This is a genomic window from Nissabacter archeti, assembly GCF_018257325.1.
GTDB lineage: Bacteria > Pseudomonadota > Gammaproteobacteria > Enterobacterales > Enterobacteriaceae > Chimaeribacter > Chimaeribacter arupi.
Window position 1 is genome coordinate 123933 of sequence record NZ_JAERKB010000003.1, and the last position, 23313, is coordinate 147245.

Genomic DNA, 23313 nt, shown 5'->3' on the forward strand with positions numbered 1-23313 from the left:
CCGGGCTTACTCTTTCCGGGGCCAATGGCCCCGGAGTCAACCTCATCAGACTGTTTCTCTGATGCCGGAGGCACTGTGAAGTACGAATTAATCAAGAAAGAGGGTCGCGCCCGTCGCGGCCGTTTGGTGTTTGATCGCGGCGTGGTCGAAACCCCGGCCTTTATGCCGGTCGGCACCTACGGCACCGTAAAAGGCATGACGCCGGAAGAAGTGAAAGAATCCGGCGCGCAGATCCTGCTCGGTAATACCTTCCACCTCTGGCTGCGCCCGGGGCAGGAGATCATGAAACTACACGGCGACCTGCATGATTTCATGCAGTGGCACGGGCCGATCCTCACCGACTCCGGCGGCTTCCAGGTCTTCAGCCTGGGCGCGATGCGCAAAATCAAGGAAGAGGGCGTTTACTTCCGCAACCCCATCAACGGTGACCCGGTGTTCTTAAGCCCGGAGAAGTCGATGGAGATTCAGTACGACCTCGGCTCTGACATCGTGATGATCTTCGATGAGTGCACCCCGTACCCGGCCGACTGGGACTACGCCAAACGCTCGATGGAAATGTCGCTGCGCTGGGCGGCCCGCAGCCGCAAGCGTTTCGACGAACTGAACAATAACAATGCGTTGTTCGGGATTATCCAGGGCAGTGTTTACGAAGATTTACGAGATGTCTCCGTAAAAGGGCTGGTAGAGATCGGCTTTGATGGTTACGCTGTGGGCGGCCTGGCGGTCGGTGAGCCGAAAGAGGATATGCACCGCATCCTGGAGCACGTTTGCCCGCAGATCCCTGAGGACAAACCGCGCTACCTGATGGGGGTCGGCAAGCCGGAAGATCTGGTGGAAGGCGTACGCCGCGGCATTGATATGTTCGACTGCGTGATGCCGACGCGCAATGCGCGTAACGGCCACCTGTTTGTCACCAACGGGGTGGTGAAAATCCGCAATGCCAAGCATAAAGAGGACACCTCGCCGCTGGATCCGGAATGTGATTGCTACACGTGTCGCAATTACAGCCGCGCCTACTTGCATCATCTGGACCGTTGCAACGAAATACTCGGTGCGCGTCTGAATACCATCCATAACCTGCGTTATTACCAGCGCGTCATGGCCGGTTTACGCCAGGCGATTGATGAAGGGAAGTTAGCGCAGTTTGTCACTGATTTTTATCAGCGCATCGGCAAGCCCGTTCCGCCGCTGGATGCCTGATTTCAACAACTGCTTTCGATAACATTGATTTCGATAACAATGAGGGAATTTTAATGAGTCTGTTCATTTCTGATGCTGTAGCCGCAGCGGGTGCGCCGGCCGGCCAGTCAAGCCCGTACTCACTGGTGATTATGCTGGTGGTATTTGGCCTGATTTTCTACTTCATGATCCTGCGTCCGCAGCAAAAACGCGGCAAGGAACACAAGAAGCTGATGGAGTCTATCGGCAAAGGTGATGAAGTGCTGACCAATGGCGGGCTGATCGGCCGCGTGGCCAAAGTGTCTGAGACCGGCTACATCGTGATTGCGCTGAATGAAACCACAGAAGTGACGATTAAGCGTGACTACGTAACCGCCGTTCTGCCGAAAGGTACGATGAAGGCTCTGTAATTGAATTTTCCCTAAGGGAACTGCCGTGTTAAACCGATATCCTTTGTGGAAGTATCTGATGTTGATCGTCGTGATCCTCATCGGTTTGCTTTATGCGCTTCCCAACCTTTATGGTGAGGATCCGGCTGTGCAGATTACTGGCGCTCGGGGCTCCGACGCCAGTATGGCCACGCTGGACCAAGTCAAAAGTGCATTAGAAAAAGACCAGATCGCGAGCAAATCGATCGCCCTGGAAAATGGCGCCATCCTTGCCCGCTTCAAAGATACCGACGTTCAGCTGCGCGCACGTGAAGTGCTGACCAACGTGCTGGGCGACAAATATGTCATCGCGCTCAACCTGGCCCCGGCCACCCCGACCTGGCTCTCCGCCCTTGCAGCCGAACCGATGAAACTCGGCCTCGACCTGCGCGGCGGCGTTCACTTCCTGATGGAAGTGGATATGGAGACGGCGCTGGGCAAGCTGCAGGAACAGACGATGGACTCCCTGCGCAGCGACCTGCGTGATAAAAGCATCCCTTACGCCACCGTCCGCAAACTGGCCGGTAACGCCGTGGAAGTGCGCTTCCGTGATGCCGCTACCCGTGACAACGCGATAAGCTACCTGACGCCGCGCCACCGTGACCTGGTGCTGAATGCCTCCGGCGACAACGCACTGCGTGTGGTGATGACCGATGAGCGCCTGCGCCAGTCGCGTGAAGACGCCGTGCAGCAGAACATCAACATCCTGCGTAACCGTGTGAACCAACTGGGTGTGGCCGAGCCGCTGGTCCAGCGCCAGGGTGCTGACCGCATCGTGGTGGAACTGCCGGGCATCCAGGACACCGCGCGTGCCAAGGAGATCCTGGGGGCGACCGCTTCCCTGGAGTTCCGTCTGGTGAACACCAATGTTGACGCCAGCGCTGCCGCCTCCGGCCGCGTACCGGGCGACAGCGAAGTGAAAAACACCCGTGAAGGCCAGCCAATTGTGCTCTACAAGCGTGTGGTGCTGACCGGTGACCACATCACCGATTCCACCTCCAGCATGGGCGAGTACAACCAGCCGCAGGTCGACATCTCGCTGGACAGCGCAGGCGGTTCTGCCATGTCTAACTTCACCAAGGACAACATCGGCAAGCCGATGGCGACCCTGTTTGTGGAGTACAAAGACAGCGGCAAGAAAGACGCCAATGGCCGCGGCATCCTGGTGAAACAGGAAGAGGTGATCAACGTGGCGACCATCCAGTCACGTCTGGGTAATCGCTTCCAGATCACCGGCATCAACGATCCGAACGAAGCCCGTCAGCTCTCGCTGCTGCTGCGCGCCGGGGCGCTGATTGCGCCGATCCAGATCGTTGAAGAACGCACCATCGGCCCGACCCTGGGGATGCAAAACATCCAGCAGGGGCTGGAGGCCTGTCTGTGGGGCCTGGTGGCATCCATCGTGTTTATGGTGGTCTACTACCGTAAATTTGGTGTGATTGCGACCACCGCGCTGATTGCCAACCTGATCCTGATTGTCGGCATTATGTCCCTGCTGCCGGGGGCGACCCTGACCATGCCGGGGATTGCCGGTATCGTGCTGACGCTGGCGGTTGCCGTCGATGCGAACGTGCTGATCAATGAGCGTATCAAGGAAGAGCTGAAGAACGGGCGTTCCGTTCAGCAGGCGATCCATGAGGGCTACAAAGGCGCGTTCTCCAGTATTATTGATGCCAACGTGACGACGCTTATCACCGCCATCATTCTTTATGCGGTCGGCACCGGGTCGATTAAAGGGTTTGCCATTACCACCGCTATCGGTGTGGCGACCTCGATGTTTACATCGATCGTCGGAACCCGTGCCATCGTCAACCTGCTTTACGGCGGCAAACGCATTAACAAGCTGTCTATCTGAGGAGTGCGTTGTGGCACAACAATATACTGTTGAACAACTGAATTACGGCCGCAAAGTCTATGACTTTATGCGCTGGGACAACGTGGCGTTCTGTATCTCCGGCCTGCTGCTGCTTGCGTCGGTGATTATTATGGGCGTGCGCGGGTTCAACTGGGGCCTGGACTTCACCGGCGGCACCGTGATTGAGATCAGTCTCAGCCAGCCGGCCAACCTGGACACGATGCGTGAAACCCTGGAGAAAGCAGGCTTTGCTGAACCGGTGGTACAGAACTTCGGCAGCAGCCGTGACGTGATCGTGCGTATGCCGCCGGTCAGCGGCAATGCCGGGCAGGAACTGGGCAACAAGGTGATCTCGCTGGTAAACAGCCAGATCGACAAGAGTGCGTCGGTCAAGCGCATCGAGTTCGTCGGCCCGAGCGTGGGCAACGACCTGGCGCAGGCCGGCGGCATGGCGCTGCTGGTGGCGCTGATCTCCATCCTGATTTATGTCGGCTTCCGCTTTGAGTGGCGGCTGGCGCTGGGTGCCGTGTTGGCGCTGGCGCACGACGTGATTATCACGATGGGGATCCTGTCCCTGTTCCACATTGAGATCGACCTGACCATCATCGCCTCGCTGATGTCGGTTATCGGTTACTCACTGAACGACAGCATCGTGGTCTCTGACCGTATCCGTGAGAATTTCCGCAAGATCCGCCGCGGCAATGCTTACGAAATTACCAACGTGTCACTGACCCAGACCCTGAGCCGTACCATCATGACCTCCGCCACCACGCTGGTGGTGGTACTGATGCTCTACATCTTCGGCGGCGCGCTGCTGGAGGGCTTCTCCCTGACCATGTTGATCGGGGTGTCGATCGGTACGGTCTCCTCAATCTATGTGGCCTCGGCGCTGGCGCTGAAGCTTGGCATGAAGCGTGAGCACATGCTGCAACAGAAAGTTGAGAAAGAAGGGGCCGATCAGCCGACTATCCTGCGCTGATCCTCTCCCGGCACACAGTAAAAACCCCGCATTGCGGGGTTTTTTTATGGGCAAACGGCAACGTTAGGGGGCGGGCGGCGTAGCCTCAGGGGCCGCAGCCTCAGGCGTGGCCGTGGGGGAAGAGGCCGTCGGCGTGACATCCCGCAGGCGGATAAAGCCCAGCTGCTCCGGTGCCTGGCCGCTGAAACGCAGCTCAAGGGTCTGTTCCGTTTTCGGCAGCAGGGAAGGGCTTACCGTCACCGGCTGGGAGAGCATATCCACCAGCAGCGGTTTGCCGGTCGTGGGGTCAAGCTGGCCCCAGTCCACCGTGGCCGTAAACGCCGGCAGAGAGGTGCCGGAGAGCGCGCGGATATGCAATAACGCCTGCGTGCCGCTGGCCTCCGGGGCCACATGGCTCAGGGAGACACTGAGCTCACCCACGGCGCTTTTCAGCGCCGCCGGGTTGTTGGCTGCCGGCAGCACATAGACCCCGTTAGTGGAGTTGTGGTTCAGCTGGCTCTGCTGTTCCAGCGCGGTGGCTTCGTCAGTCAGCGCCTGGAGCTTCTGGTTAAGCTGAACCACCTCGGATTTGAGTTTCGGCACCTGTGGGTTTTGGGCACATGCGGTCAGCAGCACCGCGGAGGCCAGCAGGGCGATGCGGCATAGCGGGCGGGCGCGCACAGGGTAACTGGTTGTCATCATGGTAATTTCCTTTTCCAGATTCACTCTCTAAAGCGTAGCCTTCCCGGCGTGGAAAGTCATGCGAATCCCTGACGCCGCAGCCGTTTGCCGCCGTAAACATTCATCCTTCCTATAACAAATGGGCATCAGCCTTTGTAGTCCGCAGAGTTCGCGGTAAACTGGTCGCCAGTCAGAAATGATAATCAGGAAGTTCCATGCACTGTCCATTTTGTGCCGCCGTTGATACGAAAGTGATCGATTCACGTCTGGTGGGTGATGGCTCCCAGGTGCGCCGCCGTCGCCAGTGTCTGGTTTGCAGCGAACGGTTTACCACCTTTGAAGTGGCTGAACTGGTGATGCCGCGGGTGATTAAAAGTAACGATGTGCGTGAACCCTTCAATGAGGACAAACTGCGCAGCGGTATGCTGAAGGCGCTGGAGAAGCGCCCGGTCAGTTCCGATGACGTAGAGATGGCCATCAGCCACCTGAAATCCCAGCTGCGCGCCACCGGCGAGCGCGAAGTCCCGGCTAAAATGGTCGGTGGCCTGGTGATGGATGCGTTAAAGCGGCTGGATAAAGTGGCCTATATCCGTTTTGCCTCGGTCTACCGCAGTTTTGAAGATGTCCGCGAATTTGGCGAAGAGATCGCCCGCCTGCAAGATTAAGGAAGCCTATGCAGCACGATGAATTTTACATGGCGCGGGCGTTTGAGCTGGCACGTCTGGGGCGTTTTACCACCACCCCGAACCCTAATGTAGGCTGTGTTCTCGTGCGCAACGGCGAGATCGTCGGCGAAGGCTACCATCTGCGCGCCGGGGAGCCGCACGCGGAAGTACACGCCCTGCGCATGGCCGGTGACAAGGCGCGCGGGGCCACCGCCTATGTGACGCTGGAGCCGTGCAGCCATCATGGCCGTACGCCGCCCTGTTGCGACGCGCTGATCGCCGCGGGTGTCAGCCGGGTCGTGGCCGCGATGCAGGACCCAAACCCCGAGGTGGCCGGGCGCGGCCTCTACCGACTGAAACAGGCCGGCATTGAGGTGCGCCATAATGTCATGCTGGAGGAGGCCGAAGCGGTGAACCGCGGCTTCCTGAAACGGATGCGTACCGGCTTCCCCTATCTGCAACTGAAAATGGGTGCCTCGCTGGATGGCCGCACCGCGATGGCGTCAGGGGAGAGCCAGTGGATCACCTCCCCGGAAGCCCGGCGTGATGTGCAACGTTTCCGCGCAGAGAGTTCCGCCATTCTCAGCAGCAGCGCCACTGTGCTGGCCGATGACCCATCGCTGACTGTGCGCTGGGATGAACTCGACAGCGCGCTCCGTGAGCGTTACCCCTCGCCGCAGGCCGCGCAGTTGTCAGCTGCCCATCCGGCGGATGCCGCCTCATTGCGCCAGCCGTTGCGGGTGATTCTCGACAGCCAGAACCGTGTGACGCCCCAGCACCGCCTGATCGCCCAGCCGGGGCAGACCCTGCTGGCCCGTTTGCAGGCTGACGCGCACGCCTGGCCCGACAATGTGGAACAGTGGGCAGTGCCGGAACGCGACGGGCGTGTTGATTTGGTGGTGATGATGATGTTGCTGGCGAAACGCCAGGTGAATTCAGTGTGGGTCGAGGCCGGGGCCGGGCTGGCCGGGGCGCTGTTACAGGCTGGTCTGGTGGATGAGCTGATTGTGTATCTCGCCCCTAAACTGCTGGGTGACAGCGCGCGCGGCCTGTGTGCGCTGCCGGGGCTGTCCGCACTGGCAGAGGCCCCACAGTTCGCCTTCAGCGAGGTGCGGCAGGTCGGCCCGGACCTGCGGCTGCGGCTGAAACCGGTGTGACATCCTGGCCGTAGCTGCGCCAAACCACCGGGAAGAAATCGTTTGCCCGGCATGTGAAGTAAAAACCGCATGCGCAGGCAAGGAAAGAGTGTGATAGAATCCGCCCCCCTGCGGGGTATTGAACCCAAATTAAGGAAAGCGTATGAACGTTATCGAAGGTGTTGTTGCGACTCCTGACGCACGTGTGGCGATTGCAATTGCTCGTTTTAATAATTTCATCAATGACAGTCTGCTGGAAGGCGCCATTGATGCCCTGAAGCGCATCGGTCAGGTTTCTGAAGACAATATCACCATCGTTTGGGTTCCGGGCGCCTATGAGCTGCCGCTGGCTGCCCGTACCCTGGCCAATACCCAGCGCTATGACGCCATTATCGCGCTCGGCACCGTGATCCGCGGGGGCACCGCCCATTTCGAATATGTTGCCGGTGAATGCAGTTCCGGTCTGGCAAGCGTTGCCATGACCAGCGAAATTCCAGTGACCTTTGGCGTGCTGACCACCGAAAGCATCGAACAAGCCATCGAACGCGCTGGAACCAAAGCGGGTAACAAAGGGGCAGAAGCCGCCCTGACCGCACTTGAAATGATCAATGTCATCAAGGCCATTAAGGCCTGAATTTAGTTAAGGGGATTTCCGTGAAACCTGCAGCCCGCCGCCGCGCCCGTGAATGTGCCGTCCAGGCGCTTTACTCCTGGCAAGTGTCTAAAAATGACATTGCCGACGTTGAATTACAGTTCCTGGCTGAGCAAGATGTCAAAGATGTCGACATTGCCTATTTCCGCGAGCTGTTGTCCGGCGTGGCAGTCAATGCGGCCAGCCTGGATGCCCTGATGGCACCTGTGTTGTCCCGCCAGCTCGAAGAGCTGGGCCAGGTGGAGCGCGCGGTACTGCGTATTGCGCTGTTCGAGCTGAGCAAGCGTGAAGACGTCCCCTACAAAGTGGCCATCAACGAAGCCATCGAACTGGCGAAAACCTTCGGTGCAGAAGACAGCCACAAATTCGTCAACGGCGTGCTGGACAAAGTCGCCCCGACAGTGCGTAAAAAACGCTGATTGCGGCCCGCAGGTTTCCTGCGTTGTAAGCTGAACGCCATGAAGGCCGGTTATCCGGCCTTTCTTATTTATCTCACGCGTTGGAATTGACTATGGCTTGCGGTGAATTTGACGTGATTGCCCGTTATTTTGACCGGTATAAACACAGTCGCCGGGATGTGCAGCTTGGCATTGGCGACGATTGTGCCTTGCTGACGGTAGCGGAGAAACAGGTACTGGCGATCAGTACCGATACGCTGGTCGAAGGCACGCACTTCCTGCCCAGCATTGACCCGGCTGACCTGGCGTACAAAGCGCTGGCGGTGAACGTCAGCGATCTGGCGGCCATGGGGGCAGACCCGGCCTGGCTGTCACTGGCGCTGACGCTGCCGGGCGTGGATGAGCCGTGGCTCGCCGCGTTCAGCGACAGCCTGTTCGACCAGCTCAACTACTACGGGATGCAGCTGATCGGCGGCGATACCACCCGCGGCAGCCTGAGCCTGACCCTGACAGTGCACGGCCTGGTGCCGGCCGGACGCGCCCTGACGCGCAGCGGCGCGCGCGTCGGCGACTGGATCTATGTCAGCGGCACTTTGGGCGACAGCGCCGCCGGGCTGGCACTGCTGCAAAACCGCCTCACGGTCACCGACGACGCCGATCGCCGGGCGCTGCTGGCGCGCCATCTGCGGCCTCAGCCGCGGGTGCTGCATGGGCAGGCGCTGCGCGATCTCGCCAATGCGGCCATCGATATTTCCGACGGGTTGATATCAGACCTCGGGCATATCCTCAAGGCCAGCGCCTGCGGCGCACGCATTGACCTGGACGCCATCCCTTATTCGGATGCCATGCGCCGCCAGGTTGACCCGGAGCAGGCGCTGAAGTGGGCGCTGACCGGCGGCGAGGATTACGAGCTCTGCTTCACCGTGCCGGAAATCAACCGCGGCGCGCTGGATGTGGCGCTTCACCATGCCGGTGCCCCCTTTACCTGTATTGGTCAGCTGGCACCGCAGTCCGAAGGCATCCAGTACCTGCGCGGCAACCAGCCGGTTGAACTGGGCTGGCAGGGTTTCGATCATTTTATGGACCAATAGTCATGGCAAAACCAAGGAAACCGTCGTTACAGGCGACGGAGCAGGCGTTGGATAACGCCATTGACCAGATGAACGCGGCGAAAAAACGGCTGCGGATGCGCAACCCGTGGCACCTGCTGGCGACCGGGTTCGGCAGCGGCCTGTTCCCCTGGGGGCCGGGGACGGCCGGGTCGGTGGCGGCCATCCCGTGCTGGATGCTGCTGACCTATTTGCCGTGGCAGGTCTATTCGATGGTGGTGATGTTCAGCATCTGCATCGGTGTCTATCTCTGCCACCAGACGGCGAAAGACATGGGCGTGCACGATCACGGCAGCATTGTCTGGGATGAGTTTGTCGGCATGTGGATCACCCTGATGGCAATCCCGGTGCGGAGCTGGCAGTGGGTGCTGGCCGGTTTTGTGGTGTTCCGGATTTTCGACATCTGGAAACCCTGGCCAATCCGCTGGTTCGACCGCAATATCCACGGCGGTATGGGCATCATGATAGATGATGTGATCGCCGGGGTGGTTTCTGCGCTGGTCATCTACCTGATTGGCCACCACTGGCCGTTCTGACCGGTAAAAAAGAGAAAACGGGCGCCCAGGTGCCCGTTTTTTTATGGTGCTTTCAGGACAGGACGCCGCCGTTATTTAAAGCCGGTCACGGCGTGCGGCTGGTAGGCGCGCTCCAGTTGAGCGATCTCTTCCGCCGTCAGCGTCAGATCCAGCGCGGCGACGGCATCCTCCAGATGGCCCGGCCGTGACGCCCCGATAATCGGTGCCGTGACCACCGGTTTCGCCAGCAGCCAGGCCAGCGCCACCTGGGCGCGCGGCACGCCGCGCGTTTCCGCAATCGCCGCCACCTGCGCGGCAATCTCCGCATCTGCTGCTTCGGTGGCGGCGTAAAGGCTTTTGCCATACTCATCCGTTTCGGAGCGGGCAGTGGTTTCGCCCCACGGGCGGGTCAGGCGGCCGCGCGCCAGTGGGCTCCAGGGCAGCACCGCGATGCCTTCCTCTGCGCACAGCGGGTGCATCTCCTTCTCCTCTTCGCGTTGCAGCAAATTATACTGGTCCTGCATCGAGACAAACCGTGCCCAGCCCTGCTGGCGGGAAAGGTCCAGCGCCTGCCGGAACTGGGCCGCGTGCATCGACGACGCGCCGATAAAGCGCACTTTGCCGGCCTTCACCACCTCATCCAGCGCCGCCAGCGTCTCTTCAATCGGCGTGTCGTAGTCCCAGCGGTGGATCTGCAACAGGTCAATGTAGTCGGTGCCGAGGCGCGCCAGGCTGTCATCCACCGATTGCAGGATCGCCGCGCGCGACAGGCCGCCCTTCAGGTTACTGAGCGGGAAAAAGACTTTGGTCGCCAGGACAACCTCATCGCGCCGGGCGAAATCACGCAGCGCCCGGCCCACAATCTCCTCACTGCTGCCGTCGGAGTAGCTGTTGGCGGTATCAAAGAAGGTGATGCCCGCCTCAATGGCCTGCTTCAGCAGCGGGCGGCTCTGCGCTTCCGGCAGCGTCCAGGGGTGGTTGCCGCGCGACGGCTCCCCGTAGGTCATGCAGCCGAGGCACAGGCGTGACACCTGCAAGCCGGTGTTGCCGAGTGTGGTGTATTTCATGGCGATCTCCCTGAGAATAAACGCGTAATGCGAATGCTTAACGGTAGCCGGGAATCATGGGGATGGCGAGGGCAGAAGGAAAAAGAAGGGGAGGAGAAGCCGGGGCGCAGGGCGCGCCCCGGTCAGGCCGGTCAGGCCAGCCAGTCAGTGATGCTGCGCTCAATCCCGGCTGCGTCAAGGCCGTAATCTGCCCGCACCTCTTCCTGGGTGCCCTGCGGGATAAACTCATCCGGCAGGCCGAGCGTCAGCACCGGCACCAGGCAACGTTTTGCCATCAGCAGTTCAATCACGCCGCTGCCGGCCCCGCCCATGATGGCGTTTTCTTCCAGCGTCACCAGCACTTCGTGGCTGGCGGCCATCTCCAGCACCAACGCCTCATCCAGCGGCTTGACGAAACGCATGTCCACCAGCGTGGCATTCAGTGCCTCAGCGGCTTTCTGCGCTTCCGGCAACAGGGTACCGAAGTTGAGGATCGCCACTTTTTCGCCTTCACGGCGCACCACGCCTTTGCCAATCGGCAACATCGCCAGCGGTTCACAGGTCGCCCCGGTGCCGTTGCCGCGAGGGTAACGCACCGCCACCGGCCCGTCAGCATAGTGGTAACCGGTATGCAGCATCTGGCGGCATTCGTTCTCATCGCTCGGCGTCATGATCACCATGTTCGGGATGCAGCGCAGGAAGGAGAGATCAAACGCGCCCTGGTGGGTCTGGCCGTCAGCGCCGACAATGCCGCCGCGGTCAATGGCGAACAGCACCGGCAGTTTCTGGATCGCCACATCGTGGATAACCTGATCGTAGGCGCGTTGCAGGAAGGTGGAGTAGATCGCCACCACCGGCTTGTAGCCGCCGATTGCCAGCCCGGCCGCGAAGGTCACGGCATGTTGCTCCGCAATCGCCACGTCAAAGTATTGCGCCGGATATTCGCGGGAGAAGGCCACCATGCCGGAGCCTTCACGCATCGCCGGGGTGATCGCCATCAGTTTGCTGTCCTGCGCTGCCGTTTCGCACAGCCAGTCCCCAAAGATTTTGGAGTAGGTCGGCTGGCCGCCCGCGCTTTTCGGCAGGGTACCGGTGGCCGGGTCAAATTTCGGCACCGCGTGCCAGCTGATCGGGTCATTTTCCGCCGGGGCATAGCCTTTGCCCTTTTTGGTCATGATGTGCAGCAACTGCGGGCCTTTCAGGCCGCGCATATTTTTCAGCGTCTGCGCCAGCGCCTGCACGTCATGCCCATCCACCGGGCCGATGTAGTTGAAGCCCAGCTCCTCGAACAGCGTGCCCGGCACCACCATGCCTTTCAGGTGCTCCTCGGTGCGGCGCATCAGCTCTTTGATCGGCGGCAGGCCGGAGAGCACTTTTTTGCTGCCTTCGCGCAGGCGCGAGTAGAGCTTGCCGGAGAGCAACTGGGCCAGGTGGTTGTTCAGCGCGCCGACGTTTTCGGAGATCGACATCTCATTGTCGTTCAGGATAACCAGCATGTCGGAGTTGATGTCGCCCGCATGGTTCATCGCCTCAAACGCCATACCGGCGGTGATCGCCCCGTCACCAATCACGCAGACGGTGCGGCGGCCTTTGCCTTCACGCTCCGCCGCCACGGCCATGCCCAGCCCGGCGCTGATGGAGGTCGACGAGTGGCCGACGCACAATACGTCATACTCGCTCTCATCCCGCCACGGGAAGGGGTGCAGGCCGCCTTTCTGGCGGATGGTGTTGATGCGGTCACGGCGGCCGGTCAGGATCTTATGGGGATAAGCCTGGTGGCCGACGTCCCACACCAGGTGGTCAAACGGCGTGTTATAGACGTAGTGCAGCGCCACCGTCAGTTCTACGGTACCGAGCCCCGAGGCGAAATGGCCGCTGGACTGGCTGACGCTGTCTAAAAGGTACTGACGAAGCTCATCGCACAGCTTGGGTAAACTTTCTTTGGGCAGCAGGCGCAACTCTTCAGGAGTGTGCACCATAGCCAATGTCGGGTAATTAGCGAGATTAAGACTCATCAGATACTCGTATCAGAGGGTTTACGATACTCATCAGTTATCGCGTTCAATAATAAAACTGGCCAGCGCCTGCAGCGGGGCGGTGTTATACGATTCGGCCGCCAGCGGGGCCAGGGCGGCCAGGGCATCCTGATACAGGTCCCAGGCTTTGGTCTGGGCCTGTTCCAGCCCCAGCAGGGCAGGGTAGGTACTTTTGCCCAGTTGCTGATCGGCGCCCTGGCGTTTGCCGATTTTATCGGTGTCGCCAATCACATCCAGAATATCGTCCTGCACCTGGAAGGCGAGGCCGATAGACTGGGCATAGCGGTCAAGCAGCGGCAGTGCACGGCGGCCGGGTTCACCGGCGGCATACGCACCCAGCCGCACGGCAGCCCGGATCAGGGCGCCGGTTTTGTGGCGGTGGATCTGCTCCAGGGCGGCGAGGTCAACCTGCCGGCCTTCGGCGGCCAGATCCAGCGCCTGCCCGCCGGCCATGCCGGCCGCCCCGCTGGCGGTCGCCAGTTCAGAGAGCATACTTAATCTATCATGGATAGCCACGCCCGGCATCGGCGCATCGGCCAGAATGGAAAATGCCAGGGTTTGCAGCGCATCACCGGCCAGAATGGCGCAGGCCTCACCAAATTTAATATGGCAGGTGGGCTGGCCGCGGCGCAGGTCATCATCATCCATCGCCGGCAGGTCATCATGGATCAGGGAATAGGCGTGGATAGACTCCACCGCGGCGGCGGGGGCGTCCAGGGCGTCAGCCGTCAGGCCAAACATTTCGCCGGTCGCGTACACCAGGTAGGGGCGCAGGCGTTTGCCGCCCAGCAGCGCGCCGTGGCGCATCGCGTCCACCAGTTGCGGGTCGGGGCTGTGGCGCGCGGCAATGTAGCCGTTCAGCGCCTGATCAATGCGTTGCTGACACGCCTGAAGGCGCGCAGGAAAATCGGTCACAGCCGCCTGTGATTCGTCATGGGCCATAAAAATTACTCAGCGTCCGGGGTAAAAGGGGCCAGCGGGGCGTCAGGATCGTTGTCGTTCTCCAGCAGGATCTGTACCCGCTGTTCAGCCTGTTGCAGGGTTTGCTGCCCCTGACGTGCCAGTTGCACGCCGCGTTCAAATTCATTCAGCGCCTCTTCCAGCGGCAAATCACCAGACTCAAGACGGGTAACAATCTGCTCCAGCTCACCGAGGGCGGCTTCAAAATTGGCGGGTGGTACGGCTTTTTTTGGCATAGTTCTCTTTTACTGTCATCAGTTGGGCGGCGCGGCCGGTGGCATCACACCGCGCTCAGCGCAGGGCGCAGGCATGGGCGGTATTCGTCGCATAAAGTGCATGGTTTTTTTGCGCGCAGCGTATCCCGTAATGATGATATACTGCGCGGCTTGAACAGTAGGGGTACGGCTGCGGGATCGCCCGCCATGACTCACTTTCTGATTTTAGATCGTTATTCACACATTGACGACCTACTCATTCACACCTTAAATGAAAGACCGCCATGAAGTTTATCATTAAATTGTTCCCGGAAATCACCATCAAGAGTCAATCAGTGCGTTTGCGCTTTATTAAGATTCTTGCCAGCAACATCCGCAACGTGCTGAAGGACCTGGATGAGACACTGGCGGTGGTGCGCCACTGGGATAATATCGAAGTCCGCAGCAAAGATGAAAGCAAGCGTGAACTCCTCTGTGACGCCCTGACCCGTATTCCGGGGATCCACCACGTGCTGGAGGTGGAGGAGCGTGAGTATACCGATCTGCATAACATCTTTGAGCAGACGCTGGAGGCCTACCGGGCTGAGCTGGAAGGGAAAACCTTTTGTGTGCGCGTGAAGCGCCGCGGCAAGCACGAGTTTACCTCCGGCGACGTGGAGCGTTATGTCGGCGGCGGCCTGAACCAGCATATCGACTCCGCGCGCGTGAACCTGACGCAGCCGGACGTTACCGTGAAGCTGGAAGTCAATGATGACAAGCTGGTGCTGATCAAAGCGCGCCACACCGGCCTGGCCGGTTACCCGATCGGCACGCAGGAAGATGTGATGTCACTGATTTCCGGCGGGTTTGACTCCGGCGTCTCCAGTTATATGCTGATGCGCCGCGGCTGCCGCGTCCACTACTGTTTCTTCAACCTCGGCGGCGCAGCCCATGAGATTGGCGTGAAGCAGGTGGCGCACTACCTGTGGAGCCGCTTCGGCAGCTCGCACCGCGTGCGCTTTGTGGCGATCGACTTCGAGCCGGTGGTGGGTGAGATCCTGGAGAAAGTGGATGACGGCCAGATGGGCGTGGTGCTGAAACGCATGATGGTGCGCGCGGCCTCCCAGGTGGCGGAGCGCTATGGCGTGCAGGCGCTGGTCACCGGCGAGGCATTGGGCCAGGTCTCCAGCCAGACGCTGACCAACCTGCGGTTGATCGACAACGCCACTGATACCCTGATCCTGCGCCCGCTGATTGCCCATGATAAAGAGCACATCATCAAGATTGCGCGTGAAATCGGCACTGAAGATTTTGCCAAGACCATGCCGGAGTATTGCGGCGTGATCTCCAAAAGCCCGACGGTGAAAGCGGTGAAAGGCAAAATCGAGGCGGAAGAGGCGCTGTTTAACTTCGAGATCCTCGACCGGGTGGTGAGTGAGGCGAAAAACGTGGATATCCGCGAAATCGCTGAACAGACCCAGGAGCAGGTGGTTGAGGTGGAAACCGTGGCGGCCTTCGCGGCAACCGACGTGCTGCTGGACATCCGTTCACCGGATGAGCAGGATGACCGCCCGCTGGCGGTGCGTGACGTCGAGGTGAAACCGCTGCCGTTCTACAAGCTCAGCACCCAATTCGGCGACCTCGACCAGAGCAAAACCTATCTGCTCTACTGTGAGCGCGGGGTAATGAGCCGCCTGCAGGCGCTCTACCTGCGTGAACAGGGCTTTGGTAACGTGAAAGTCTACCGCCCGTAACCTTCAGGGCTGAAAAAAACCGGGTGTCCGCAAGGCACCCGGTTTTTTTATGGCGTTGTATTCTGTTGGTCAGGCGTTGTTCTGTGCGGGCAGGTGATCCTGATAATCATAAATGCCCGGCGCCAGCACCAGTTGCGCCGCCACTTCCGCTGCTTTGGCTTTGCCCAGCAGCAGGTCAATCAGCTTCAGCGCAAAGTCCATCGAGGTGCCCGGCCCCTGGCTGGTCAGCAGATTGACGCGCGGATCGTACACCACGCGTTTGTCCATCCACTTCTCCGGGCTGATTTTGTCTTTCAGCGCCGGGAAGCCGGTCATGTTGGCGATCGGGAAAAGCTGGTGGTGCTCCAGCACCAGCGCCGGGGCGGCACAAATCGCTGCCACCAGTTTGCCGCTGGTGTGCATCTGCCGGACTTTTTCCACCAGCAGCGGGCTGTCGCGGAAACACTCTGCGCCGGGGCCGCCGCCGGGCAGCACAATGGCGTCATGCGGGTCATCCGCGACGGCCACCAGCGTGGTGTCGGCCAGCAGGCGCACCCCGCGGGAACAGGTGATGTCGCGCGCGCCGTCCCCGGCGACGCTGGCGGTGGTCACCGTGGCACCGGCCCGCACCAGCAGATCGATCACCGTGACGGCTTCAGTCTCTTCGCTACCAGGTGCCAGGCAGACCAGAACGGTTACGCTCATACTCATTTTCCTTCTGTTTAATCTGTTCAAATAACCGGGCATTCTCCGGCAACTGCAGCCCGTGGCTGCGGGCGCGCCGCAGCAGGTAACCGGTAATGTAGTCGATCTCGGTGTGGCGCTGGGCGCGTACGTCCTGCAACATGGAAGAGTGGTTGGCGGCGGTGCGCTCAATCACATCATAGACATACGCCAGCAGGGAGTCGGGGGAGGTGTGGAACCCCTCAATCTCCATCACCTGCGCCGCTTCCCGGCAGAGGCGTTCGATCTGCTCCGGGTAGGCAGTGAGTTCGCCATTGGTGCAGCCATAAAGGGCGGTGAGCGGGTTGATCACACAGTTGACCGCCAGCTTTTTCCAGTTGGCCGCTGCGATAACATCGTGCCAGGCAACGTCCGGCAGCGCGTGATGCAGCATTTCCGCCAGGTGGCTCATTTCCCGCCCGCGGGGGGAGGAGGGGCCGATGTGGGTGATACCGCCGGCCACATGCAGAATGGCGCGGCCATCCCGCCGGGCGGCATGGGTGGTGACCCCCTGCAAAATCGGCTGGTTGTTGGCGGGCAGCTCGTCCTGCGTGCCCATGCCGTTATGCAGCAGCAACAGGGTGCAGTCCGGGTGAAGCCTCGGCAGCAGCGGGATCAGCGCACCGGAAACCTGCCACGCCTTCAGCGTCACCAGCAACAGCCCGCTCTGCGCCAGATGCTCCGGGTCATTGGTGGGTAAGGTATGGTTGTAAGCGGTGCCGTGTTCATCAATGACATTGACCGAGCAGAAAGGCTGGGGTACCCGCAGCCAGCCCTGGACATCATGCCCCTGCCGGTGAAGCGCAGAAAGCCAGACCTGCCCAAGCGCGCCGCAACCCAGCACTGTAATTTTCATGTTTCCTCCCTTGGCCGTGAGCGGCAAACCGTGCCCCTCTTTCCGGCAGGGCCGCCTGTCACGGATGCGCATATCCGCAGAGTATAGACTTTCCTGCCCCCGGCGCGGGCAGTATGCCGCCTGCCGCGCCGCCATGCCAGAGGGCAGGCACGATTTTGCATCCGGCGGGGAAGCGGTTATCATGCTCGCCATGTCGGGTTAAGGGAGAAATGACAATGCCATCTTTCGATATTGTGTCTGAAATTGATATGCAGGAAGTCCGCAACGCGGTGGAGAATGCCAGCCGTGAGCTGACCAACCGCTGGGATTTCCGTAATGTGCCGGCCAGCTTCGAGCTGAACGAAAAAAACGAGTCCATCAAAGTCGCCAGCGAGTCTGACTTCCAGGTCAACCAGCTGATTGATATTCTGCGTGAAAAACTGAGCAAACGCGGGATTGAGGGCGGCGCGCTGGAGATCCCCGAGCAGATGGATCACAGCGGCAAAACCTACAGCGTGGAGGCCAAATTGCACTCCGGGATTGAAGCGGCGCTGGCGAAAAAGATCGTGAAACTGATCAAAGACAGCAAGCTGAAAGTCCAGGTGCAGGTGCAGGGTGAAGAAGTGCGGGTCACCGGCAAGGCGCGTGATGATTTGCAGAGTGTGATGCAACTGGTGCGCGGCTCCGATTTAGGCCAGCCGTTCCAGTTTAAGAATTTCCGCGACTGACCGTGATACGTCAGCCATAAAAAGAGCCGCAGTTGCGGCTCTTTTTTATGGGCACGCGGTGGGTCAGGCCACCCCGACCAGCTGTTCCAGCGTCTGCCGGTTGGTAATTTTGCTGTCGATTTTAATGTAGGCGCTGCGCTCCTCCGGCACCACCACCACATCAGCCACACCCGGCTGGCTGCGCAGCCGTGACGCCAGCGCGGCATCCTGCACCGCCTGCTCTGACAGGGTGATGCGCAGGCTGCTGACATACGGCGGCTCCTGCATGGTGGCGCTGACCAGGAACCACACCAGGGCAATGGCCGCACAGGCGATAAACACCGCGCCGGCCCCGGCCAGGCCGAAGACCCAGCCGCCCAGGCTGCCGCCGATCGCCACGCCGATGAACTGGCTGGTGGAATACACGCCCATTGCCGTGCCTTTGTAGCCCGCCGGGGATTCTTTGCTGATCAATGACGGCAGAATCGCTTCCATCAGGTTAAACGCCAGGAAGAACAGCTGGATACCGGCGATAATCACCCACAGGTGGCGGCCGCCGGCTGACCAGAGTACCAGTTCTGCCAGCAGCAGCACCGCCACACAGCTCATAAAGACCTGCTTCATGCGGCGCTTTTTCTCGGCATAAATAATGAAAGGGATCACCGCGACAAAGGAGGTCAGCATGGTGACCAGGTAAACTTTCCAGTGGTCGCTGGGCGGGAAACCAGCCTGTTCCATCACTCGCGGCAGCACCACAAAGCTGGACATCAGCAGGATATGCAGGCACATGATGCCGAAGTTAAGCTTCAGTAACTTGCTGTTGCCCAGCACCTTAGTGAAGCTGCCTTTGACCATGCTGGATTCACGGTTAAGCACATGGCGGGAGGCGTTCGGCACCACCGCCAGCGTAATCACAATGCCGCACAGCGCCAGCAGGGCAATCATCCAGAACAGGGCATGGAGGCCGAGCGCATGGGTAATGATCGGGCCCAGCACCATGGCAATCGCAAAGGTAATGCCGAAACTGATGCCGATAAACGCCATCGCCTTGGTGCGGTTCTGCTCACGCGTCAGGTCAGAAAGCAGCGCCATGACGGCGGCGGCAATCGCCCCGGAGCCCTGCAGGGCACGGCCGAGGATCACGCCCCAGATGGAGTCCGTCACGGCGGCAATCACGCTGCCGAAAGCAAAAATGGCCAGGCCAAAGACGATCAGCGGTTTACGGCCGATGCGATCTGAGAGCAGGCCGAACGGGATCTGGAAAATCGCCTGGGCCAGCCCGTAAATGCCGATCGCGATGCCGATCAGCGCTTCGCTGGCACCGGAGAGCGCCATGCCGTAAGTCGTCAGCACCGGCAGCACCATAAACATGCCGAGCATCCGTAAAGAGAATACTGTCCCTAATCCCCATGTCGCCCGGCTTTCCTGCGGGGTCATTTGGTTATCTTTCATTACCACCTCAAAATGACAAACTGCGCCATTGTAGTGTTGTTAAGGCATTGCGGTAAATCGCCGGATGTTTAGCAGATATTACCGTCAGGCTGCGGCTGCGGCCGCCGGAGCGGGCAGGCAAAAAAACAGATGAACAGGTGCGGGAAGGGCAGGGGAGGGGGCAAAAAAAAGTGAAGTGCCGGAGCACTTCACTTGATACGTTGCGCGACGGCGCGGGTTACCAGACGTAAGTCAGCAGGGTGCCGGATGCCGGGACATTGAAGTCAACGGACATCATGACGCTCAGCGAGGTAATCGCCACGATAGAGAAGACGAACAGTTTGCGCGCCCAGACTTTATCGTTGGAGGTTTTATACCCACGCAGGGCCATGCCCAGCCACCAGACGCTGACCGCTGCCGCGACCACCAGGTATTTATACCCGGCATAGCCACCCAGCGAGAGCATCACGGTTGCCACCATAAACGCCAGGATATAGAGCGTAATATGGTTCTTCGCGACCGAGATGCCTTTCACCACCGGCAGAACCGGGATGTTGGCCGCCTGATAATCCTTGAACCGGAAAATCGCGATCGCGTAAGAGTGAGGCATCTGCCAGAGGCTGAAAATCAACAGCAAAATCAGCGCCCCGGCATCAAACTCGTTGCTTACCGCGCAGTAACCAATCACCGGCGGCGCTGCGCCGGAGAGGCTGCCAATCAGCGTGCCGTAAACAGAGTTACGCTTCATGTAGAGGCTGTACACCCCGACATAAATGATGAACCCTGCCAGAGCCAGCCACATGGACAGCGCATTGGCTGCGAAATAGAGCAACGCGCCGCCGGCAATACCCAACAAGGTCGCATACACCAGGCTGATTTTCGGCTGAATAAGGCCCTTCACCAGGACCCGGTTCTTCGTTCTCTCCATTTTCTTGTCGATGTCGCGGTCAATGTAGTTGTTAAATACACAGCCCGAAGCGACAACCAACGAGACGCCCACCAGCGTAGCGAGGAAGAGGGGGTAATCAATGTTCCCTTTGGAAGCAAGGAGGAACCCCCCGACGACAGAAATTAAATTACCGAAAATAATTCCTGGTTTTGTTACTTGCAGGTATTGCTTAATCATCGTGCAGCTCGGCTCTTTAACTGACCATCATATTGAGGTTGAGGTTGTACAAAATCCAGAGTGAGCCCACAACGACGATAAGAATGATCATAACGGTGAACAGGAACGCCACCAGGTTCCAGCGCTCTTCCGACGACGTATTCATGTGCAGGAAGTACACCAGGTGCACCACAATCTGAATCACAGCCATCGCGACAACGGTGCCGATGATGGTGGCGTGAGAGGCAGTGCCGTTCATCACCATCCAGAACGGAATGATCGTCAGGATGACAGAGAGGACGAACCCAATCAGGTAGCTTTTTACGCTGCCGTGGCTGGCGCCGCCATGCCCTGTAGAAGAATGACTCATTACATGGCCCCCATCAGATAAACTACGGTGAATACACAGATCCAGACCACGTCCAGGAAGTGCCAGAACAGGCTCAGGCACATCAGGCGGGTTCTGTTCACGGACGTCAGGCCACGGTTTTTCACCTGAATCATCATGACGATGATCCAGATAAGACCGGTGGTCACGTGCAGACCGTGGGTACCTACCAGCGTAAAGAACGCAGAGAGGAAGGCACTGCGGCCCGGCCCGAAGCCTTCAGCAATCAGGTGATGGAATTCATAGATTTCCATGCAGATGAAGCCGAGGCCGAACAGGAAGGTCAGGAACAACCAGGCATTAACACCGCTTTTGTTACCCTTGTTCATCGCCAGCATGGCCATGCCGTAGGTAATACTACTGAACAGCAGGCAGAAGGTTTCTACCAGAACGAACGGCAGCTCAAAGATGTCTTTACCGGAGGGACCGCCCGCGGTCCCATTTACCAGTACTGCGTAAGTGGCGAACAAGCTCGCAAACAGCACGCAGTCGCTCATCAGGTAGATCCAGAAGCCAAAGACTTTGGTCTCACCTGCATCGTGGTGCCCATGCTCCGCATGGGCTACGTTGTGGTTAGTCAGAGTATCAGTTGACATGTTTCACGCCTGCTTTGCTGATTTGTTCAAAATGTTGGTTCTCAATACGCTCGATTTCGGCAACCGGCACATAGTAGTCAACATCCTCGTCGAAGCTCTTCGCGATCCAGGCCACAATCATCACCAGGAAGCCAACAATCGCCAACCACCAGATGTCCCAGATTGCTGCGAAACCGAAGATCAGGCTGCCGAAGGCAATCACGATACCCATACCGGAGTTTTTCGGCATGTGGATCTCTTCATACTTCGCCGGCTTCTTATACGCTTCGCCTTTTTCTTTCATGTCCCAGAATGCGTCACGGTCGTGCACTTCCGGTACCACAGCGAAGTTATAGAACGGCGGCGGAGAAGAGGTTGCCCACTCCAGGGTACGCGCGCCCCACGGGTCACCGGTCAGGTCGCGGTTCTGGTCACGGTCACGCACAGAGACGAAGATCATGATCAGCTGGCACAGGATACCGCAGGCAATCAGCGCCGCACCCACCGCTGCTACGATCAGCATCGGGTGGAATTCCGGGTCGATGTTCTGGCTCAGACGACGGGTCATCCCCATGAAGCCCAGCACGTACAGCGGCATAAAGGCCACGAAGAAACCGATGATCCAGAACCAGAAGGAACGGACCGCCCATTTCTCATTCAGCATGAAGCCGAAGGATTTCGGGAACCAGTAAGTCAGGCCGGCGAAGCAACCGAACACCACACCACCGATGATAACGTTGTGGAAGTGGGCGATCAGGAACAGGCTGTTGTGCAGCACGAAGTCCGCGCCCGGTACGGCCAGCAGTACGCCGGTCATCCCACCGATGGAGAAGGTGATGATGAAGCCAACGGTCCACAGCATCGCGGAGTTGAACTGAATACGGCCCTGATACATGGTGAACAGCCAGTTGAAGATTTTCACCCCGGTCGGGATGGAAATGATCATGGTGGCGATACCGAAGAAGGCGTTAACGTTCGCGCCGGACCCCATGGTGAAGAAGTGGTGCAGCCAGACGATGAACGACAGAACGGTAATCGCGATGGTTGCCCATACCAGGGAGGTGTAACCGAACAGACGCTTCTTGGAGAAGGTCGCGGTCACTTCCGAGAACACACCGAACACCGGCAGTACCAGGATGTACACTTCCGGGTGGCCCCATGCCCAGATCAGGTTGACATACATCATCATGTTGCCGCCCATATCACTGGTGAAGAAATGGGTGCCCAGATAACGGTCCATCGTCAACAGCGCGATGGTCACAGTCAGGATCGGGAAGGAAACGATGATCAGGATGTTGGTGCAGAGTGCGGCCCAGGTAAAGACCGGCATCTTCATCAGCGGCATACCCGGCGCACGCATACGCAGGATGGTCGCGAAGAAGTTAACACCGGTCAACAGGGTACCGATACCGGAAATCTGAAGGCTCCAGATCCAGTAATCCACCCCCACGCCCGGGCTGAACTCCTTGCCTGACAACGGCGGATAGGCCAGCCAGCCGGTCTGCGCGAACTCACCCACACCCAGAGAGATGTTGATCAGTACCACAGCAACCGCGGTGAACCAGAAGCTCAGGTTGTTCAGGAACGGGAAGGCCACGTCGCGCGCACCGATTTGCAACGGCACCACGATGTTCATCAGACCAATAACGAACGGCATCGCCATGAAGAAGATCATGATTACGCCATGCGCGGTAAAGATTTGGTCATAGTGATGAGGCGGCAGGAAGCCTGCTTCCCCGGCAGAGGCGAGGGCCTGTTGGCCACGCATCATGATGGCATCGGCGAAACCACGCAGCAACATAACGAATGCCACGATGATGTACATGATACCGAGTTTTTTGTGGTCAACGGAGGTCAGCCATTCCGTCCACAGATACTTCCATTTGCCGAAGTACGTCAAGGCACCGACAATGCCGGCTCCAAGAACAGCAACAACTGCAAGGGTAATCATAATGATGGGTTCGTGGTACGGAACCGCATCAAGCGTTAATTTTCCGAACATCT

Annotated in this window: 24 protein-coding genes; 12 read left to right on the forward strand and 12 right to left on the reverse strand. The window is 59.3% G+C overall.

Features of this window, described 5'->3' with window-relative positions; translation table 11 throughout:
- Nucleotides 1–75: 75 nt before the first annotated feature.
- Genes tgt through secF form a run of 4 tightly spaced genes read left to right on the forward strand, consistent with a single transcriptional unit; the run spans nt 76 to nt 4441 of the window.
- Complete coding sequence (gene tgt / locus JK232_RS04965; protein WP_072926558.1) at nt 76–1200, forward strand: tRNA guanosine(34) transglycosylase Tgt; 1125 nt, start codon at nt 76–78, stop codon at nt 1198–1200.
- Between the two features lie 53 nt (nt 1201–1253).
- A complete protein-coding gene (yajC, locus tag JK232_RS04970; protein WP_072926556.1) occupies nt 1254–1589 on the forward strand; it encodes a preprotein translocase subunit YajC in 336 nt (111 codons plus the stop codon).
- A 25-nt stretch (nt 1590–1614) separates the two neighbouring features.
- The gene (gene secD, locus JK232_RS04975; RefSeq protein WP_072926554.1) at nt 1615–3462 is read left to right on the forward strand and encodes a protein translocase subunit SecD; all 1848 of its coding nucleotides are present in this window, start codon (nt 1615–1617) and stop codon (nt 3460–3462) included.
- Nucleotides 3463–3472: 10 nt separating this feature from the next.
- Nucleotides 3473–4441 (forward strand): protein translocase subunit SecF, encoded by a 969-nt coding sequence (gene secF, locus JK232_RS04980; RefSeq protein ID WP_072926552.1) that lies wholly within the window; start codon nt 3473–3475, stop codon nt 4439–4441.
- A gap of 63 nt (nt 4442–4504) precedes the next feature.
- Here secF and JK232_RS04985 read toward each other — a convergent pair whose 3' ends face one another.
- Nucleotides 4505–5119 carry a SadB/YajI family lipoprotein gene (locus JK232_RS04985; RefSeq protein ID WP_212588935.1) on the reverse strand — a complete coding sequence of 205 codons (615 nt, stop codon included), beginning with the start codon at nt 5117–5119 and terminating at the stop codon, nt 4505–4507.
- A 197-nt stretch (nt 5120–5316) separates the two neighbouring features.
- On the opposite strand from JK232_RS04985, the gene nrdR reads away from it, so the two are divergent.
- The 6 genes from nrdR (at nt 5317) to pgpA (ending at nt 9597) form a co-directional block, all read left to right on the forward strand.
- The gene (gene nrdR / locus JK232_RS04990; RefSeq protein ID WP_072926550.1) at nt 5317–5766 is read left to right on the forward strand and encodes a transcriptional regulator NrdR; all 450 of its coding nucleotides are present in this window, start codon (nt 5317–5319) and stop codon (nt 5764–5766) included.
- Between the two features lie 8 nt (nt 5767–5774).
- Nucleotides 5775–6923 carry a bifunctional diaminohydroxyphosphoribosylaminopyrimidine deaminase/5-amino-6-(5-phosphoribosylamino)uracil reductase RibD gene (gene ribD / locus JK232_RS04995; protein WP_212588901.1) on the forward strand — a complete coding sequence of 383 codons (1149 nt, stop codon included), beginning with the start codon at nt 5775–5777 and terminating at the stop codon, nt 6921–6923.
- A 142-nt stretch (nt 6924–7065) separates the two neighbouring features.
- Nucleotides 7066–7536 carry a 6,7-dimethyl-8-ribityllumazine synthase gene (ribH, locus tag JK232_RS05000; RefSeq protein WP_072926545.1) on the forward strand — a complete coding sequence of 157 codons (471 nt, stop codon included), beginning with the start codon at nt 7066–7068 and terminating at the stop codon, nt 7534–7536.
- 20 nt (nt 7537–7556) lie between these two features.
- Nucleotides 7557–7973, forward strand: a complete 417-nt coding sequence (nusB, locus tag JK232_RS05005) for a transcription antitermination factor NusB (RefSeq protein ID WP_072926543.1) — start codon at nt 7557–7559, stop codon at nt 7971–7973.
- A gap of 92 nt (nt 7974–8065) precedes the next feature.
- The gene (thiL, locus tag JK232_RS05010; RefSeq protein WP_101829202.1) at nt 8066–9043 is read left to right on the forward strand and encodes a thiamine-phosphate kinase; all 978 of its coding nucleotides are present in this window, start codon (nt 8066–8068) and stop codon (nt 9041–9043) included.
- Between the two features lie 68 nt (nt 9044–9111).
- Nucleotides 9112–9597: a phosphatidylglycerophosphatase A gene (gene pgpA, locus JK232_RS05015; RefSeq protein ID WP_072926911.1), complete on the forward strand. Its 486-nt coding sequence runs from the start codon at nt 9112–9114 to the stop codon at nt 9595–9597.
- Nucleotides 9598–9668: 71 nt separating this feature from the next.
- Here pgpA and JK232_RS05020 read toward each other — a convergent pair whose 3' ends face one another.
- The 4 genes from JK232_RS05020 to xseB form a co-directional block, all read right to left on the reverse strand.
- On the reverse strand, nt 9669–10643 hold the full coding sequence (locus JK232_RS05020) for an aldo/keto reductase (RefSeq protein ID WP_072926539.1): 975 nt from the start codon (nt 10641–10643) through the stop codon (nt 9669–9671).
- A 131-nt stretch (nt 10644–10774) separates the two neighbouring features.
- Nucleotides 10775–12637 (reverse strand): 1-deoxy-D-xylulose-5-phosphate synthase, encoded by a 1863-nt coding sequence (dxs, locus tag JK232_RS05025; RefSeq protein WP_101854772.1) that lies wholly within the window; start codon nt 12635–12637, stop codon nt 10775–10777.
- A gap of 33 nt (nt 12638–12670) precedes the next feature.
- Entirely contained in the window at nt 12671–13600 is a 930-nt protein-coding gene (ispA, locus tag JK232_RS05030) for a (2E,6E)-farnesyl diphosphate synthase (protein WP_101829200.1), read from the reverse strand.
- 5 nt (nt 13601–13605) lie between these two features.
- Entirely contained in the window at nt 13606–13854 is a 249-nt protein-coding gene (gene xseB / locus JK232_RS05035) for an exodeoxyribonuclease VII small subunit (RefSeq protein WP_072926533.1), read from the reverse strand.
- Between the two features lie 263 nt (nt 13855–14117).
- On the opposite strand from xseB, the gene thiI reads away from it, so the two are divergent.
- Nucleotides 14118–15566 (forward strand): tRNA uracil 4-sulfurtransferase ThiI, encoded by a 1449-nt coding sequence (thiI, locus tag JK232_RS05040; RefSeq protein WP_072926531.1) that lies wholly within the window; start codon nt 14118–14120, stop codon nt 15564–15566.
- A 69-nt stretch (nt 15567–15635) separates the two neighbouring features.
- Here thiI and yajL read toward each other — a convergent pair whose 3' ends face one another.
- Together yajL and panE are read right to left on the reverse strand one after the other, a co-directional pair.
- The gene (gene yajL / locus JK232_RS05045; protein WP_072926529.1) at nt 15636–16250 is read right to left on the reverse strand and encodes a protein deglycase YajL; all 615 of its coding nucleotides are present in this window, start codon (nt 16248–16250) and stop codon (nt 15636–15638) included.
- The gene (gene panE, locus JK232_RS05050; RefSeq protein WP_072926527.1) at nt 16213–17124 is read right to left on the reverse strand and encodes a 2-dehydropantoate 2-reductase; all 912 of its coding nucleotides are present in this window, start codon (nt 17122–17124) and stop codon (nt 16213–16215) included. The genes yajL and panE overlap by 38 nt, the downstream gene beginning before the upstream one ends.
- A gap of 215 nt (nt 17125–17339) precedes the next feature.
- On the opposite strand from panE, the gene JK232_RS05055 reads away from it, so the two are divergent.
- A complete protein-coding gene (locus JK232_RS05055; RefSeq protein ID WP_101815624.1) occupies nt 17340–17831 on the forward strand; it encodes a YajQ family cyclic di-GMP-binding protein in 492 nt (163 codons plus the stop codon).
- Nucleotides 17832–17894: 63 nt separating this feature from the next.
- Here the strand turns inward: JK232_RS05055 and JK232_RS05060 are convergent, their stop codons facing one another.
- The 5 genes from JK232_RS05060 to cyoB form a co-directional block, all read right to left on the reverse strand.
- A complete protein-coding gene (locus JK232_RS05060; protein WP_072926522.1) occupies nt 17895–19262 on the reverse strand; it encodes an MFS transporter in 1368 nt (455 codons plus the stop codon).
- 217 nt (nt 19263–19479) lie between these two features.
- Nucleotides 19480–20367: a heme o synthase gene (cyoE, locus tag JK232_RS05065; RefSeq protein WP_072926520.1), complete on the reverse strand. Its 888-nt coding sequence runs from the start codon at nt 20365–20367 to the stop codon at nt 19480–19482.
- A gap of 16 nt (nt 20368–20383) precedes the next feature.
- The gene (locus tag JK232_RS05070; protein WP_072926518.1) at nt 20384–20716 is read right to left on the reverse strand and encodes a cytochrome o ubiquinol oxidase subunit IV; all 333 of its coding nucleotides are present in this window, start codon (nt 20714–20716) and stop codon (nt 20384–20386) included.
- Nucleotides 20716–21330 (reverse strand): cytochrome o ubiquinol oxidase subunit III, encoded by a 615-nt coding sequence (locus JK232_RS05075; RefSeq protein WP_072926516.1) that lies wholly within the window; start codon nt 21328–21330, stop codon nt 20716–20718. The genes JK232_RS05070 and JK232_RS05075 overlap by 1 nt, the downstream gene beginning before the upstream one ends.
- Complete coding sequence (gene cyoB / locus JK232_RS05080) at nt 21320–23311, reverse strand: cytochrome o ubiquinol oxidase subunit I (protein WP_072926514.1); 1992 nt, start codon at nt 23309–23311, stop codon at nt 21320–21322. The genes JK232_RS05075 and cyoB overlap by 11 nt, the downstream gene beginning before the upstream one ends.
- Between the last annotated feature and the right edge of the window lie 2 nt (nt 23312–23313).

Bases quoted from the DNA above. Each gene is read 5' to 3' on its own strand.
- panE (WP_072926527.1), bottom strand. From the start codon at position 17,124: ATGAAAATTACAGTGCTGGGTTGCGGCGCGCTTGGGCAGGTCTGGCTT.
- pgpA (WP_072926911.1), top strand. From the start codon at position 9,112: ATGAACGCGGCGAAAAAACGGCTGCGGATGCGCAACCCGTGGCACCTG.
- JK232_RS05070 (WP_072926518.1), bottom strand. From the start codon at position 20,716: ATGAGTCATTCTTCTACAGGGCATGGCGGCGCCAGCCACGGCAGCGTA.
- cyoE (WP_072926520.1), bottom strand. From the start codon at position 20,367: ATGATTAAGCAATACCTGCAAGTAACAAAACCAGGAATTATTTTCGGT.
- JK232_RS05060 (WP_072926522.1), bottom strand. From the start codon at position 19,262: ATGAAAGATAACCAAATGACCCCGCAGGAAAGCCGGGCGACATGGGGA.
- thiI (WP_072926531.1), top strand. From the start codon at position 14,118: ATGAAGTTTATCATTAAATTGTTCCCGGAAATCACCATCAAGAGTCAA.
- nrdR (WP_072926550.1), top strand. From the start codon at position 5,317: ATGCACTGTCCATTTTGTGCCGCCGTTGATACGAAAGTGATCGATTCA.
- yajC (WP_072926556.1), top strand. From the start codon at position 1,254: ATGAGTCTGTTCATTTCTGATGCTGTAGCCGCAGCGGGTGCGCCGGCC.
- JK232_RS05075 (WP_072926516.1), bottom strand. From the start codon at position 21,330: ATGTCAACTGATACTCTGACTAACCACAACGTAGCCCATGCGGAGCAT.
- yajL (WP_072926529.1), bottom strand. From the start codon at position 16,250: ATGAGCGTAACCGTTCTGGTCTGCCTGGCACCTGGTAGCGAAGAGACT.
- thiL (WP_101829202.1), top strand. From the start codon at position 8,066: ATGGCTTGCGGTGAATTTGACGTGATTGCCCGTTATTTTGACCGGTAT.
- xseB (WP_072926533.1), bottom strand. From the start codon at position 13,854: ATGCCAAAAAAAGCCGTACCACCCGCCAATTTTGAAGCCGCCCTCGGT.
- ispA (WP_101829200.1), bottom strand. From the start codon at position 13,600: ATGGCCCATGACGAATCACAGGCGGCTGTGACCGATTTTCCTGCGCGC.
- JK232_RS05055 (WP_101815624.1), top strand. From the start codon at position 17,340: ATGCCATCTTTCGATATTGTGTCTGAAATTGATATGCAGGAAGTCCGC.
- JK232_RS04985 (WP_212588935.1), bottom strand. From the start codon at position 5,119: ATGACAACCAGTTACCCTGTGCGCGCCCGCCCGCTATGCCGCATCGCC.
- ribH (WP_072926545.1), top strand. From the start codon at position 7,066: ATGAACGTTATCGAAGGTGTTGTTGCGACTCCTGACGCACGTGTGGCG.
- dxs (WP_101854772.1), bottom strand. From the start codon at position 12,637: ATGAGTCTTAATCTCGCTAATTACCCGACATTGGCTATGGTGCACACT.
- JK232_RS05020 (WP_072926539.1), bottom strand. From the start codon at position 10,643: ATGAAATACACCACACTCGGCAACACCGGCTTGCAGGTGTCACGCCTG.
- ribD (WP_212588901.1), top strand. From the start codon at position 5,775: ATGCAGCACGATGAATTTTACATGGCGCGGGCGTTTGAGCTGGCACGT.
- cyoB (WP_072926514.1), bottom strand. From the start codon at position 23,311: ATGTTCGGAAAATTAACGCTTGATGCGGTTCCGTACCACGAACCCATC.